General features: G+C 64.4%; 13 protein-coding genes. 7 read left to right on the top strand and 6 right to left on the bottom strand.

Features of this window, described 5'->3' with window-relative positions:
- The first annotated feature begins 102 nt into the window (after positions 1 to 102).
- Positions 103 to 753 carry a cutinase family protein gene (locus tag R4P57_RS06285; RefSeq protein ID WP_317801998.1) on the top strand — a complete coding sequence of 217 codons (651 nt, stop codon included), beginning with the start codon at positions 103 to 105 and terminating at the stop codon, positions 751 to 753.
- Positions 754 to 760: 7 nt separating this feature from the next.
- Here R4P57_RS06285 and R4P57_RS06280 read toward each other — a convergent pair whose 3' ends face one another.
- Genes R4P57_RS06280 through R4P57_RS06260 form a run of 5 tightly spaced genes read right to left on the bottom strand, consistent with a single transcriptional unit; the run spans position 761 to position 7,020 of the window.
- On the bottom strand, positions 761 to 1,852 hold the full coding sequence (locus tag R4P57_RS06280) for a sn-glycerol-3-phosphate ABC transporter ATP-binding protein UgpC (RefSeq protein ID WP_317801997.1): 1,092 nt from the start codon (positions 1,850 to 1,852) through the stop codon (positions 761 to 763).
- A gap of 21 nt (positions 1,853 to 1,873) precedes the next feature.
- Complete coding sequence (gene galK / locus R4P57_RS06275; protein WP_317801996.1) at positions 1,874 to 3,040, bottom strand: galactokinase; 1,167 nt, start codon at positions 3,038 to 3,040, stop codon at positions 1,874 to 1,876.
- Positions 3,037 to 4,152: a galactose-1-phosphate uridylyltransferase gene (galT, locus tag R4P57_RS06270; protein WP_317802309.1), complete on the bottom strand. Its 1,116-nt coding sequence runs from the start codon at positions 4,150 to 4,152 to the stop codon at positions 3,037 to 3,039. The genes galK and galT overlap by 4 nt, the downstream gene beginning before the upstream one ends.
- A 16-nt stretch (positions 4,153 to 4,168) precedes the next feature.
- A complete protein-coding gene (locus R4P57_RS06265; protein ID WP_317801995.1) occupies positions 4,169 to 4,987 on the bottom strand; it encodes a DeoR/GlpR family DNA-binding transcription regulator in 819 nt (272 codons plus the stop codon).
- Positions 4,987 to 7,020, bottom strand: a complete 2,034-nt coding sequence (locus R4P57_RS06260; RefSeq protein WP_317801994.1) for a beta-galactosidase — start codon at positions 7,018 to 7,020, stop codon at positions 4,987 to 4,989. Before R4P57_RS06260 ends, R4P57_RS06265 begins: the two co-directional genes overlap by 1 nt.
- Before the next feature lie 212 nt (positions 7,021 to 7,232).
- Here R4P57_RS06260 and R4P57_RS06255 point away from each other — a divergent pair, with 212 nt between their 5' ends.
- The 4 genes from R4P57_RS06255 to R4P57_RS06240 are packed head-to-tail and all read left to right on the top strand — an operon-like array spanning position 7,233 to position 12,544.
- On the top strand, positions 7,233 to 8,528 hold the full coding sequence (locus R4P57_RS06255; protein ID WP_317801993.1) for an ABC transporter substrate-binding protein: 1,296 nt from the start codon (positions 7,233 to 7,235) through the stop codon (positions 8,526 to 8,528).
- 58 nt (positions 8,529 to 8,586) lie between these two features.
- Positions 8,587 to 9,486: a sugar ABC transporter permease gene (locus R4P57_RS06250; RefSeq protein ID WP_317801992.1), complete on the top strand. Its 900-nt coding sequence runs from the start codon at positions 8,587 to 8,589 to the stop codon at positions 9,484 to 9,486.
- Positions 9,486 to 10,415 carry a carbohydrate ABC transporter permease gene (locus tag R4P57_RS06245; RefSeq protein WP_317801991.1) on the top strand — a complete coding sequence of 310 codons (930 nt, stop codon included), beginning with the start codon at positions 9,486 to 9,488 and terminating at the stop codon, positions 10,413 to 10,415. The genes R4P57_RS06250 and R4P57_RS06245 overlap by 1 nt, the downstream gene beginning before the upstream one ends.
- Entirely contained in the window at positions 10,412 to 12,544 is a 2,133-nt protein-coding gene (locus R4P57_RS06240; RefSeq protein ID WP_317801990.1) for an alpha-galactosidase, read from the top strand. The genes R4P57_RS06245 and R4P57_RS06240 overlap by 4 nt, the downstream gene beginning before the upstream one ends.
- A gap of 5 nt (positions 12,545 to 12,549) precedes the next feature.
- Here R4P57_RS06240 and R4P57_RS06235 read toward each other — a convergent pair whose 3' ends face one another.
- The gene (locus R4P57_RS06235; protein ID WP_317801989.1) at positions 12,550 to 13,806 is read right to left on the bottom strand and encodes a reverse transcriptase family protein; all 1,257 of its coding nucleotides are present in this window, start codon (positions 13,804 to 13,806) and stop codon (positions 12,550 to 12,552) included.
- A 433-nt stretch (positions 13,807 to 14,239) separates the two neighbouring features.
- Between R4P57_RS06235 and R4P57_RS06230 the strand changes: the two genes are divergently transcribed.
- Together R4P57_RS06230 and R4P57_RS06225 are read left to right on the top strand one after the other, a co-directional pair.
- Positions 14,240 to 14,800, top strand: coding sequence for a DUF3558 domain-containing protein (locus R4P57_RS06230; RefSeq protein ID WP_317801988.1), 561 nt, complete (start codon positions 14,240 to 14,242; stop codon positions 14,798 to 14,800).
- Between the two features lie 27 nt (positions 14,801 to 14,827).
- Positions 14,828 to 15,214: a hypothetical protein gene (locus R4P57_RS06225; protein ID WP_317801987.1), complete on the top strand. Its 387-nt coding sequence runs from the start codon at positions 14,828 to 14,830 to the stop codon at positions 15,212 to 15,214.
- Positions 15,215 to 15,234: the final 20 nt, after the last annotated feature.

Raw genomic sequence — 15,234 nt, 5'->3', positions numbered from 1 at the left:
CTTGGACAGAAATTTCCGACCTGCCGTTACGACACGGCTGCGCCAGGTCGGTCTGCGCAGCTATGGTTCGACTCGCACAGTCACCGACAGAGGAGTAGTTCCATGAACAAGCGTTTGGCTTCTTATTCAGTTGCAGCACTAGCTGTTTCCGCGTTCTTCGTGGCACAACCTTCCGGAGTCGCGAACGCTGCCCCGTGCTCGGACGTCGATGTGTCGTTCGCCCGCGGAACCGGGGAATTCCCCGGACTCGGTATCACCGGCACACCGTTCGTCAACAGCCTGAAATCTCAGCTGTCGGATCGCTCCGTGAGCACCTACGCCGTCAACTACGCCGCAGACTTCACCCAGGCAAGCGCAGGCCCTGGATCCCGTGACCTCGTCGCACACCTCACGTCCGTCGCAGCGTCGTGCCCGTCGACGACGTTCGTGATCGCGGGATACTCACAAGGGGCCACCGTGGTCACCAACGCTGTGGGTGTGCGGACCCCCAGCAGCATCACCGGAGCCGTCATTCCGGCCGACATCGCCGACCGCATCGACGCAGTAGTGGTGTTCGGCAATCCGATCGGGCTGCGCGGCAGCAAGATCGAGACGGCCAGCGCCACGTACGGCCCGCGCACACGGAGCTTCTGCAACTTCGGCGATCCGGTGTGCCAGATCGGCGGCTTCAACACTTTCGCGCACCTTCAGTACGGGACCAACGGGTCCACCACCGACGGTGCCCAGTTCGCTGCGGCGCAAGTACGTAGCTGACCGGATCTCAGGGACGCAGGTTCAATCCCGTCACGGTCGAGAAGTAGTGGACGGTCTCGGCACGCGGGGCGATTCGGATGACATCGCCCTGCGACGGGGCCGCGATGTCGGGGATGCGGGCGACGATCTGCGCCCCGACGGTTCCCAGATTCGACGCGTCCTCGGCGGTGCGGCCGTAGATGTACGAGTCCGCACCGAGTTCCTCGACGACGTCGACGACGATGTCGGTACCGGAATCGGAGAGCGTCCACGCTTCCGGGCGCACACCCATCGTCACTCGGCTGCCGTCGATGCGGTCGGCGATCGAACGCTCGATGGGCACCGACAGCGATCCGAGTTTCGCAGTGCCTGCCACGACGTCCACGTCGAACAGGTTCATCGCGGGTGAGCCGATGAACCCTGCGACGAAGGCGTTGACCGGGCGCTCGTACAGTTCCTTGGGGCTGGCGCACTGCTGCAGCACACCGGCTTTCATGATCGCCACGCGATCACCCATCGTCATCGCCTCCACCTGGTCGTGGGTGACGTAGACGGTGGTGGTACCGAGCCTGCGCTGGAGCAGCGAGATCTGCGTGCGAGTCTGCACGCGCAGTTTGGCGTCGAGGTTCGACAGCGGCTCGTCCATGAGGAACACCTGCGGGTTCCGCACGATGGCGCGTCCCATCGCCACGCGCTGACGCTGACCTCCGGAGAGCGCCTTGGGTTTACGGCCCAGGTAGTCGGTGAGGTCCAGGATCTTCGCGGCCTCCTCGACGCGTCGGCCGACCTCGGCCTTGTCCATTCCGGAGATCTGCAGTGCGAAGCCCATGTTCTTGGCGACGGTCATGTGCGGGTACAGCGCGTAGTTCTGAAACACCATCGCGATGTCGCGTTCCTTGGGTGCCAGTGAGGTGACATCACTGTCGCCGATCTTGATGGCACCGTAGTCGACGTCCTCCAGACCGGCGAGCATCCGCAGCGAGGTGGACTTGCCGCAGCCGGAAGGCCCGACGAGCACCAGGAACTCGCCGTCCTCGATGGCGAGGTCAAGCGATTCGACTGCCGCGACGTCCGATCCCGGGTAGAGCTTGGTGGCTCCTTCGTACGTGACCTGTGCCATGGAAGTGCTCCTTTGTATGGGTTAGAAGAATCTGTGCGCAGAGCCGGCAGGCTCAGCGGTGAGGAAGGTGGGTGCCGGCAATCCGGATCGCGCTGCACTGGAGGCGATGTCGTCTGCTACGGCCTGAACGAGATCCGACGGCACCAGAGCGATGGCAGAGCCGCCGAAACCGCCGCCCGTCATCCGCGCTCCGTATGCGCCTGCCCGCAGAGCCGAGTCGACAGCGCTGTCGAGTTCCGGTGAGCTGACCTCGTAGTCGTCCCGCAACGACATGTGCGACGCGGTCATCAACTCACCGAGCTCCGCTCCTGCGGCACCGCGATCCAAGAGAGCAGCGGCCGACTCGACGCGTCGAATCTCGCTGGTGACATGACGAACTCGTGCGATCAGTGTGTCGTCGTCGAGCGCGGCCATTGCCTGCTCGGGGTCGAGTCCACGCACGGTCGTCACCCCCAGTTCGGCATACGCCGTATCCAGGGCTGCGCGGCGGGCTCCGTACTGACCGTCGACCAGGCGGTGCGGCGCATTGGTGTCGATCACCAGCAGCCGCGAGCCGGACCCGGCCAGATCGAGGGGAATCTGACGCGTCGAACCGTCGAGACAGTCCAGCAGCAGCGCGTGTCCCGGTTCGGCCGACATCGCGATGTTCTGGTCCATACCGCCCGTCGACGCACCGGCGATTTCGTTCTCGGCGCGAATACTGGCGTCGATCAGTACCTTTCGGTCGAGCCGAAGGTCGAAGAGGTCGTCGAGCGCGAGGGCGAACGAGCACTCGAGGGCGGCCGAGCTCGACAGCCCGGAACCCACTGGCACCGAGGAATGCACGGCCACATCGACTCCGCCGACTCCATGCTCCTCGAGTGCCCAGGACACACCGGCCACGTATGCGGCCCAGCCCGAGGGTGTGCCCGGACCGATCTCGCCGAGCTCACCGGTCCACGACTCGTCGGTGTGCGTCGATACGGCCCGCATGGTCGTGTCCTCGCGGCGACGCACGGCCACCGCGGTGGCATACGGCAGCGCGAACGGCAACACCAGTCCGCCTGCGTAATCGATGTGCTCACCGATGAGGTTGACGCGACCCGGAGCGATCCATACTCCGTCTGGATCACCGCCGAATGCACTGCGGAACAACGCCGCTGCACCGTCCGCGAGATCCTCCTCGGCGATCACGTCGAGCCAGTTCACGCCAGTACCTCGCGCAGCCGGTCTGCGATCCGCTCGGGAGTGGTGTCGTTGATCCAGGCTCCCATCGCAGATTCCGAACCGGCGAGGAACTTCATCCGACCGGGTGAGCGCATCATCGAGAACAGTTGCAGATGCAGGCGTCCCACTTCGCGATCTGCTCCGACGGGTGCCTGGTGCCACGCCGCGATGTACGGCACCTCGTCGACTCCCTCGAAGAATGCGTCGACTCCGCGCAACAGATCCCGATAGACCACGGCCAGCTCGTCCCGCTCGGCACCGTTCAACTCGGCGAGGTCCGAGACGTCGCGACGGGGAGCGAGATGCACCTCGACCGGCCAGCGCGATGCTGCAGGCACGTACGCAACCCAGTGCTCGGCATCGACGACGATGCGCCGACCCGAACGGAGCTCGGCGGCAAGCACGTCGGCCAACAGCACTCGGCCCGTTTGCTCGAAGTGTTTGCGAGACTGGCGTATCAGCGCATCGGTACGCGGCGGAAGGTACGGGTAGGCATAGATCTGACCGTGCGGATGGGTCAACGTGACGCCGATTTCCTTACCGCGGTTCTCGAAGCAGAAGACCTGCTGAACGCCGGGGATGGCGGACAGGGCAGTGGTGCGATCGGCCCAGACATCGATGATGGTGCGGACGCGAGAGAGCTCGAGCGACACGAAGGACGCATCGGGGTCACTCGCGAAGCAGATCACCTCGCACCGCCCGGTGCCGGGTGCCAGCGACCACAGTGCCTCACCGTCAACCTCGTTCGGAAGTGATTGCTGTGCTGCGGTTTCGGACAGAGACGGGAAGCGGTTCTCGAACACCACCACGTCGTAGTCAGCCGCCGGAATCTCGGTGGCCGGACGGTCCGGTCGGCTCGGTGCCAACGGCGACGCGTCGGCCGGCGGCAGGAACGTGCGGTCCATCCGCTGTGCGGCGATGACGATCCATTCACCGGTGAGTACGTCGAATCGCATCTGCGACTGCGACATCGACGGCGAGAGGGCTCGCGTATCGACCAGATCGCGGGTGGCGCCGCCCGAGACGTAGGGCTCGGTGTCGTCGTAGTAGATCAGCTCACGGCCGTCGGCCAGAGTGGTCGACGTCTTGCGCATCGAGTGCGTCGTGGCGTCATGCGCGGTCATCGAGTGCTCGTTCCTCGTTCGTGTCGGGGGATTGCTCTCCGGCGATCACCACGTCGTCGACCGTCTCGGACAACGCCTCGTGGACGCCGGGGTCGAGTCCGGCATCGGTGACGAACACGTCGACGCGTGAGAGCGGGATGGTGTTGGCCAGCGCGCGAACACCCCACTTGGTGTGGTCGGCAAGCACGATGACGCGTCGAGACGACGCGACAAGTGCCTGATTGGTCTGCGCTTCCATGAGATTGGGGCAGGTGAGCCCGGATTCGATGTCCACACCATGTGTGCCGAGGAACAGCATGTCCAGGTGGATACTCTGCAGTGCACTGACCGTGAGCGGTCCGACGAGCGCGTAGGACGGAGTGCGCTGTCCACCGGTGAGCAACACCGTCTGATCTGACCGGCCACCGGTGTGGAAGACATCGGCGACGGGCAGGGAGTTGGTGACGACGGTGATGTCCGGAACGTCGAGCAGTTCTTGCGCGAGTGCGTGCGTCGTGGTGCCACCGGAGATGCCGATGGATGTCCCGGGCCGCACGAACCGTGCCGCGGCACGGGCGATGGCGGCCTTGGCATCTCGATCGAGTTCGGACTTGGCCGAGAACCCAGGCTCGAACACGCTGGCCGATCGCGGCAGCGTCACGCCGCCGTGCACCCGCTCGACCAGACCGCGGGCGACAAGCTCGTTGACGTCGCGTCGAATGGTCATGTCCGACACCGACAGTGATGCACCGAGATCTGCGACCTTGACCGCACCCTCGGCCGTCACCTGGTCCAGGATCTTCTGCTGACGCTGGTGGGCGAGCATCAGCGGTTCTCGGCAATCACAGAACTGCCGCCTGCGGCCACGATGAGTTCGCCGTCGATCTGTGCGCCGCCGACCAGGTCCACACCCGAGGCAGGCACGCTGACCTTGTCGGTTCCGTGGTTGAGCACGAAGAGCCAGGACTGCTCCCCTGCCGACCGTCGAACGATCTCCACGTCCGATCCGAGGTCGCGCCGGGTGTCGATTTCGGCTGCAGCACAGAGCTTGTCGGCCAATGAGGCCCAGCCTGTCGCGTCGGGAACGGTGGCCGCGTACCAGGCAGCGCCGCTGCCGACGGTGCGCTTGGTCAGCGCCGGGACGCCGCGCAGATGCCCCTGGGTGTGGCGGGCCAGCACGTCGACGTCTCCCGACGCGGTGAGATACTCGCTCCAAATCTCGCCGACGGTTTCGTCGTCGAGAGTCAGGGCTTCTCCGTCTGCGAGCGGGAAGAACTCTTCGACGCGCACGCCGAGCAAGTCACGGAATGCGCCCGGGTAGCCGCCGAGTCGCACGTGGTCGTCCTCGTCGGCGATTCCCGAGAATGCGGTGACGAGTACCTGCGCGCCGGCATCGGCCGCGTCGGCTATCCGCGCGGCGGTCTCGTCGCTGCACAGGTACAGAGCCGGCACGACGATGACATCGTAGCCACTCAGGTCCGTCGACGATGCAATGACATCGCAGGTCACGCCCGCAGAGGTGAATCCATGATGGGCGCGTCGGGCAATCTCCATGGGCTGCATGGCCATCGACGGATGGCCCTCCTGCTCGCACGCCCATTGCGATGCCCAGTCGAAGAGCACGGCAACCCGAGCATCGACCGTGCTTCCTGCCACCGGGGCCATGCGACGCAGAGCCGCGCCGAGCTCGACTACCTCTCGCCAGCGGGCGGAGTCCTCGCCTGCGTGCGGCACCAGTGCGGAATGGAACTTCTCTGCTCCGGCCTTGGAGGCGCGGAACTGGAAGTAGGCGATACCGTCTGCTCCACGAGCCATGTGCGCCAGTGAGTTTCGCATCATCTCGCCGGGGACCTTGGCGCGGTTGATGTGCTGCCAATTGACGGCGCTGGTGGAATGCTCCATCAACAACCATGGTCGACGGCCGGCAACGCCACGGGTGAGGTCGGCCGAGAACGAGAGCTTGTGATGCGCTGCGGCGTCACCGGTCTCGGGGCCGACGAGATAGTGGTCGGTGGAGACGATGTCCTGTTCCGGGGCCCAGGACGCGTAGTCCATGTTGCCTGCGAGCGCGGGGCCCTGGCCCATGCCCACCATGAAGTTCGTGGTGACCGGGACGTCCGGGGTGATCCGGTTCAGCACGGCCTTCTCGGCGCGGTACTGCTCGAGGAGGGCGTCCGAGCAGAAGCGGCGCCAGTCGAGCTGGTGCGTGGGGTTGCCGAACGTGGTGCTCACCGAGGGCGGAACGATCTCGTCCCAGTCGCTGTAGCGCTGGCTCCAGAAGTCCGTGCCCCACGCGGTATTGAGGGTCTCGAGGTCGATGTACCTGGTGCTCAGCCACTCTCGGAATGCGTGGGCGCTGTCGTCGGAGTAGCACAGCGCGTTGTGGCAGCCGAGCTCGTTGGACACGTGCCACATGGCCAGCGCGGGATGCTCGCCGTAGCGGAGTGCCATCTTCTCGACCAGCACGAGTGAATGTTCGCGATACACAGCGGAACTGGGGCTCCACGTCTGGCGGCTGCCGATGGCGTAGCGGTAGCCGCGCTCGTCCACCGGGCGCATCTGCGGGTACGCAGTGGCCAGCCACGGCGGGGGCGACGCCGTGGCCGTGGCCAGGTCGACGCGAATGTCGCCCTCGTGCATCAGATCCATGACGCGGTCGAGCCACTCGAAGTCCCACGTCGACGCGGTCGGCTGCAGGCGCGCCCAGGAGAAGACACCGACGGTCACGAAGTCGACGCCGGCCTCGTGCATCAGCTCGACGTCGCGTCGCCAGACGTCCTCGGGCCACTGCTCGGGGTTGTAGTCGCCGCCGAAGGAGATTCCCTGGGTCGGCCAGGTGCTGCGTCGCGCTGTGTCCATGCTCACAATATGAACGAGGCTTTCTCAGATGTCAACATGAATGAACATTTTCTTACTGATGCAGGTGAACGGGCCTCGAAGGGCTTGACAGACGCCGTAGCGTCGTGTTTCTGTAACCTGCATCACCCCGAATGGTCGGCCGAACACCGCGGAACGCACCGCGGAGATGTTCACTTCTGATCGTTATCGATACTTCTCGTCGAAGGACTTCCATGAACCCACACGAGTGGCCGCGCACGTGGCAGCCGTCCCGACGCGACTTCCTCAGGTCAGCCCTCGTCGCCGCGGGTGCGATCACCGCCGGTGGCGCACTGTCGTCGTGCTCGAACAGCGTCGACCCGAACGTCACCACGCTCGGGTCACGCTTGTCCGACCCCAACTCCAAGCTGGGTGTCGAGGACTTCGTCGCGATGTACCGACAGCAGACCGGGCGACAGCTCGCCGTCAACACCGTCGACTCGACGTCGTTCCAGGAAAACGTCAACAACTACCTCCAGGGCACGCCCGACGACGTCGTCACCTGGATGGGTGGGTACCGGGTGAAGTACTTCGCCGAGAAGGGTCTGGTGGAGGACCTGTCGCCGATCTGGGCGAACCACGGCGGCGGCTTCAACGAGAGCTTCCGCGAGAACTCGACCGGCATGGACGGCAAGCAGTACCTGATCCCGTTCTTCTACTACCCGTGGGCGGTGTTCTACCGGCCGAGCCTGTGGGCCGAGCGTGGGTACGAGCCCCCGGCGACGTACGACCAGTGGGTGGCGCTGAGCAAGCAGATGCAGGCCGACGGCCTCACCCCGCTCGGTTTCGGTGCTCGCGACGGGTGGCCGCCGTTCGGAACGTTCGACTATCTGAATCTGCGGCTCAACGGCGTCGAGTTCCACCGAACCCTGCTCGCCGGCGACGTGAGCTGGACCGACAATCGCGTGCGCTCCGTGTTCGACACCTGGCGTGAACTACTGCCGTTCCACCAGCCACAGCCACTGGGCCGCAAAATCGCCGATGCACAGATGGCACTGCTGAACAAGAGCGTCGGGTCGCTCGTCGCCGGCATGTTCGTCGCCCAGAGCTTCCCCGCCGGTGCCGAACGCGACGATCTGGACTTCTTCACCTTCCCCGAACTCGACTCCGCCGTCGGAACATCCACGGTCGAGGCACCGATGGACGGATTCATGATGCGCACCGACCCGCGCAACCGGCCCGGAGCCGAGGACTTCCTCACCTACATGACCGGGCCTGACCCTGCCGTCGCCTACGCGAAGCAGGATCCGCAGGCCATTCCCGCTCACCGTGACGCCGACCTGTCGAGTTTCCCTGCGCTGGTACGCAAATCGGCGGACCTGGTGCAGAACGCATCGGAGATCACCCAGTTCTTCGACCGCGATACCCGTCCTGATTTCGCGTCCATCGTCATGATCCCGGCCCTCCAGCAGTTCATCGGCAACCCCAACGATGTCGACGGCCTGGTACGCAGTATCGAGCGCCAGAAGTCGGCGGTGTTCGGAACATGATCGTGCGCAGTGTGATTCGACCCCCATCATCCACTCGACATCGAGATCAGGTAATGCCATGACCGCACCCGAACGGGTCAAGTCGCCGAAGGTTCGGCGCAGTGTTCGCGAGAAGTGGACCATCGCGCTCATGCTCGGAGTCCCCGCGCTGATCGTCATCGGGCTCGTCTGGATTCCGACGATCTTCACGGTGATCCTGTCGTTCGCCCGCTGGGACGGCATCGGCGGCACGTCGAGCATCGAATGGATCGGCACTCGGAACTACGTCGATGCCGTCGAGGCGTACCCACCGTTCCAACAGGCTCTGCACAACAACGTGCTCTGGCTGGTGTTCCTGTTCCTCGTCCCCACCGTCATCGGCATCCTGCTGGCGATCCTTCTGGACAAGAACCTCAAGGGATCTCGGCTCTACCAGAGCATCTTCTACATTCCCGTGGTGCTGTCGATGGCCCTCATCGGCTTCATCTGGCAGCTCATCTACTCCACCGAGGGCGGCGTCCTCAACAGCCTGCTGGGTACCGACGTCGACTGGCTCGGCGACCCGGACATCAACATCTGGGCCGTGATGGTCGCAGCCGGGTGGCGTCATACCGGTTACATCATGCTGTTGTACTTGGCCGGCCTCAAGGCCATCGATCCATCCGTCCGCGAAGCTGCGGTGATGGACGGGGCCGGACCCGTTCGGACGTTCTTCAGCGTCATCTTCCCGCTGATGAAGAACACCAATCTGCTCATCGTCGTCATCACCGTCATCGAGGCGCTGCGCGCCTTCGACCTGGTATGGGTGATCAACAGGGGCAGAAACGGATTGGAACTGATATCGGCGTTGGTCACGGCCAACGTCGTCGGTGAAGCAGGCCGCATCGGCTTCGGCTCGGCCCTCGCGACCGTCATGCTTCTCATCTCTCTCGTCTTCATCGCCCTGTACCTCGCCATCGTTCTTCGGAGCAAAGACTGATGACCACTTCACTCACTCGCACAGCACCTCCCGAGCGCGATCCGCTGACCCGCAATCGCGCCGCCGTCGCCAACCGTCGGCGCGCAGGGACCGCCCAGATCGCGATCTACGTGCTGCTGACCGTCATGGCGCTCGTCTGGCTGTTCCCACTCGTGTGGGCGGTGTACAACTCGTTCCGCGACTACGACTACGTGTTGCTGAACGGCTACCTGTCCGTCGGCGGATACACGTTCAGCAACTACATCGACTCGTGGCAGATCGGCGGGATCCCGCACTACTTCTTCAACTCACTGATCATCACCGTGCCGTCGGTGCTGCTCATCCTGTTCTTCGGCTCGATGGCGGCGTTCATCCTGGCCCGCTTCAGCTGGAAGTTCAACATCTTCATGCTCGCGGTGTTCATCGCAGGCAACCTGCTGCCCCAGCAGACACTGCTCACGCCACTCTTCCGCCTGTACAACGCAATTCCCGTTCCGTACTGGATGAGCTCGTCCGGGTCGCTGTACGACAGTTACTGGGGCCTGATCATCGTGCACGTCGCTTTCCAGACCGGATTCTGCGTGTTCGTACTGAGCAACTACATGAAAACCGTTCCGCACGAACTGCTCGAGGCCGCCACCGTCGACGGCGCGAGCCTGTTCCGCCAGTACTGGCAGGTGGTGATGCCGCTGTGCCGCCCGGCCCTGGCGGCTCTCGCCACACTGATGGTGACGTGGATCTACAACGACTTCTTCTGGGCTCTGGCTCTGATGGTCAGCGGGGACAAGCTCCCGGTGACGACGGCGCTGCAGAATCTGCAGGGTAGCTTCTTCACCGACACCAATCTGCTCGCCGCGGGCTCGGTGCTGGTGGCTCTACCGACAGTGCTCGTATTCATTGCGCTGCAACGCCATTTCGTGTCCGGTCTGACGATGGGTGCCAACAAGTGAGCTTTTCCGTCCTTCGCCGTGACGGTGTCATGGTGATCCTCGGCCCGTCGTCCACCGCTGTTCCGGCTGTGTTGCATTGGGGTACCGATCTGGGCGAGCTGTCCGAGAACGACCTCACCGAGCTGCGCAGGGCCGCAATACCGGCGGTTCCGCACTCGAGTGTGGATGTGCCCCGGTGGCTCACCCTCGCACCCGGCGGCGACGACGCCTGGCAGGGAACACCTGCTCTGGCATTGCACCGCTCCGGCACCGTGCAGTATCCGCGGTGGGCCGACGTCACTGTTCGCTCCGGTGAATTCGATTGTGCGGTGGAGGCGTCCGACTCCGAGTTGGGAATTGCGTGGTCGATCGAGTTGTCACTCGAGGTCGGCGGTTCGCTCCGTGTGCGTCAGAGTGTGCGCAACGTCTCCGGCGGCCCTTTGACCGTCGATGGTGTCGTGACACTGATGCCGTTGCCGGACACTGCAACCGAACTGCTCGACCTGACGGGACGGCATTGCCGCGAACGTACCCCGCAGCGTCGGCGGTTCGACCACGGCTCGACAGTGCGCGCCTCACGACGCGGAAGAACCGGGCACGACGCCACCCTGGTTCTCACCGCCGGGAGCGAGGGTTTCGGCTTCCGCGGCGGTGAAGTGTGGGGAGCGCATGTCGCCTGGAGCGGCGATCACCTGCATCTGGCCGAGCGTCTTCCCGAGCGTGCCGGTCAGGCCTCGGGTGTGCTGGGTGGCGGTGAGCTGCTCGCGCCCGGCGAGGTAATACTGCACAGCGGTGACACCTACACGACCCCGTGGGTGCACTTCGTGTATTCCGCTGCTGGACTCGACGGTTCTGCGCAGTCGTTGCACCGATGGATGCGATCACGACCCGCGCATCCCACCTCGCCGCGGCCAGTGGTGTTGAACGTGTGGGAAGGCGTCTACTTCGATCACGATCTCACCCGACTTCGCGGGATCGCCGACGTCGCTGCGCACGTGGGCGTCGAACGATTCGTGCTCGACGACGGCTGGTTCCGGCACCGACGCGACGATCGCGCCGGCCTCGGCGACTGGCAGGTGGACGAGGGCGTCTGGCCCGACGGGCTGGCACCGCTGTTCGATCACGTTCGCGGACTCGGTATGAGTCCAGGTCTGTGGTTCGAGCCCGAGATGGTCAACCTGGACTCCGATATCGCTCGGGCTCATCCGGATTGGTTGCTCGCGGCACCCGGTCGAGTACCCCTCGAATGGCGTCACCAGCATGTCCTCGATCTGACTCGCGACGAGGTGTTCGGCTACTTGCTCTCGGCCATCGACGCGGTGTTGGCGACCGAGCGACCGGACTACGTGAAGTGGGATCACAACCGGGACCTGATGCTGGCGATCGACTCCGACGGCCGCGCGGCGGTGCACGCACAGACATCGGCGTACTACCGGCTGCTCGACGAACTGCGTTCGCGGCATCCGGCCGTCGAATTCGAGTCCTGCGCCTCCGGTGGTGCGCGCATCGACCTCGAGGTCCTCGAGCACACCGATCGAGTGTGGGCGTCGGACACCAACGATCCACTCGAACGTCAACGCCTGCAACGGTGGACGACGCAGTTGCTGCCGCCGGAGCTGATCGGGTCGCACGTCGGCCCCCAGATCGCCCACACGTCCGGCCGATGGTCGACTCTTCAGTTCCGTTGCTTGACATCGCTGTTCGGCCATGCCGGGCTGGAGATGGATGTCACCGAGCTCTCGTCCGAGGACCACCAATACCTCCGGTCGTGGACTGCGCTGTACAAGGAATTGCGCGGACTGCTCCACACCGGCGACGTGGTACGCGCCGACCATCCGGACCTGAGTGTGTGGGTGCACGGCGTCGTCGCAGCGGACTTCTCGGAGTCCGCGTATGCGGTGGTACGGATGGACACCTCGCCCGAGGATCGCACCGATCGGGTCCGACTCCCGGGCCTCGATCCGGCCGTTCGGTATCGCGTCGAATTCGTTCATGCACTGAGTGACACGGGCAACGGCATCGAACTACCACCGTGGATCGCCGACGGCGGAGTGGTCGAACTGTCGGGTTCGATGTTGGCGCAGGCGGGCGTGGCCCTGCCGGTGTTGTTCCCGCAAACCGGAGTGTTGCTGCGGGTGCGGGCCGTCTGAGGGGCTCAGTCCCAGTCGACCTGCGACGCCATGTTCAGTAGCTTTGCTCGACGCGTTTCGTTCGTCTCGCCGATTCGCGCGATGCGTCCGTAGACATGGGCTCGAAAGTCGTTGTGGTCGTGACGATTCTGCTGGGCTGCGCCGGTGGTGATGCAGTTGTGCAGCAGTGCCCTGAGAGTGTCGTACTCCTCTCGGGGCACTGCCGGCCACGCGTTGACGACGAGCCCGGTGAGCTGTTGTCGCTGATGCGCACGCCTGACCCGAGTCTTGTCGGGATGAATCGTGAAGCCCTCGTCGTGGGCGATCTGCGACACCACCCAAAGGAGGGTGTCGACCTCGAGACCTGCGCCGCCGGAGAACGCGAGATCGTCCGCGTAGCGGCTGTAGCGGGCACCCATCGACCGCGCCAGGCCTGAGGCGCGGATGTCGAGCTGTCGCGCAGCAAGATTCGCCAACGCAGGCGATGTGGGCGCACCCTGCGGAAGATGTGTGGCGCGTAGCCTGGCCGCAGTGGGCCGGTCCATACCGGTCAATTCGGATGCCGGGGTGACCGTCGTGCACAGTGCGGCGAGAGTGGCTGCGACCGTTCGCGGATAGCCCACGGCCTCGAAGATCGCGACCACTCGATCGAACCCGATGGACGGGAAGAAGCGTCGGAGATCTGTCGAGACCACCACGTCGCGTTCGGAATGCGGCATCGCGAATGTCCTGGGACTGCGCGACGTGCGGAACCCATGTGCGGCGGGGTGAGGCGGAATGCGATCGAGGATGCGGCGCAGTATCTTTCGCTGAATCTCCCGTAGACGCGGCTTCGGCACCTCCAGCAATCGGATGCCCTGACGCTTGTCGAGCCGTGCAGATCGATAGTGCTGCAACGGGAACGGCGTGGTGCGCAGCCTGCCCTGCAAATCGGCGAACCATTCGATTTCGGAGATCGTCACGTCCAGCGACCGCGCGAGCTGACCGGTGGTCTCGTACCGCGGCACCTCGAATCGCCAGGGCTTGTCACTGTGACGCGCAGGGCTCTGTGACGACACCGACGGCTCCGGAATGAACGGAAGGTCGCGCAGCAGAACGAAAATCGACGCTTCGTCGAACGGCGGACTCGGATACAGATTGATGACCCGATCCGCCAACCACGACGCCTTGGCCGGGACGAGGGGTTCGAACGCCTCCTCGAGTCCGGACCGCGTCCATTCCGCGTCAGCAGCCAGGCGCGCCAGAGTCGCCGCTGCTCGCGGGGTGAACTCCCGCTCGGTCACAGGCGGTTGCCGATCAGGTGCAGCGGCGCGGGGCGACCGAAATCTTTCGTCCTCGGAGCTGTCAAGCACGCGGAGCGTGCAGACCAGCTTCGGACGCAGTGCTCGATTCTCGTGATGTACCCAGGGGTTACCCCTGAGACCGGTCCCGCGGACCAACTCTCGCCCACGCGCCGCTGCATCCCTCCACCATGCCAAAGGGAGGCAGATCTGTCAGCGCGTTGCCGGCAGGACCGTCACGGAAGGATCGATTCGACTGCGCACATGACATCGGAGAACCGTGGCCGCCCCTGATGGTTCACTATCGTCCACCGCGCGCAACTACCCGCCGATCGACTGCGTTTCTGAACGCCCAGGTTCGAAGCGCAGATAGTGGAACCATCACAAGCTCCGCCGCGTCCAAGGACGTAGACGTTCACGAGAAATGGGTGAGGCAATGCGCAGGGCACGACGATGGACGCCGGCGGTAGCGGTAGTTCTGATGGTCACGGGCTGCTCGAGCACCACCGATGGCGACGCCCTTGCAGGCGGCACATCGAGCGCGGTGGCCAGTACGACGACCTCCGCGCCGACACCCTGGGACCCCTGCACCATCCCCGACGAGGCCATCGAGCGAGCGGGATTGAACGTCGACACCAAGGAGTCGGGGATCTTCGGGCGGGATCAGAACGGATTCAAGATCTGCGGATGGGAGGACCGCCCGCCGAACAACAAGTATTACGTGTCGTTGATTGTCGGGCTCGAGACCTTGGACTTCATCAACGATCCGAATAACTTCGACCGACTCAGCCCAGTGCGGGTCGGGACTCGCGATGCCACCCAATATCAGCAGCTTGCGTCCGACGCATCACTCAATTGCGGCGTCGCCTTCACCGCAGGCCCCCAATTAATACGGGCGACGCTGCTGACCGATGGACAGGTCCGGACCCCGTCGTACGATCCGTGCACGGAACTCAACAGAGTGGTAGCCGACCTCGACTCCGAACTTCCCATCTAGTTCCCACGATCGAGAGACTTCGAAACCGTGACCGATCCCCAGCCAAACCTCATCGCACACTGGCAAGAACTCAACGCCCAGGCTGACGCAGGCACGATCACCATTCCGCCTGACGTCGCGGCAAAATGCGATGCAGCCTGCGTCGCCTACCTCGCGCATCTCAACGACATGAAGCGCAAAGCATCCGTCCTGAACGAGACCAAGTCCTGGGGCGACCTCAAGTCTGCGAAGGACCTGCAGGGCAGATTCCTGCGCCTCGCCACCGGCACCGATCGCTCTCTCGACATCATTCTTCAGCAGCACATCGACGTCATCGAATCGATGCGGATGCTCTTCCGTCGCTACTTCGACGATACGAACGCTACCGATGACCGGACATCCGCGAACATCGCCGCACTCGCTCCGGGAAGCTAGCGCAACACTGTTCGATGGTT

It is taken from the genome of Rhodococcus sp. IEGM 1330 (genome assembly GCF_033142445.1).
Classification (GTDB): Bacteria; Actinomycetota; Actinomycetes; order Mycobacteriales; family Mycobacteriaceae; genus Rhodococcoides.
The sequence above is the reverse complement of the archived record's forward strand: the minus strand, read 5'-3'. Positions and strand labels throughout refer to the sequence as shown.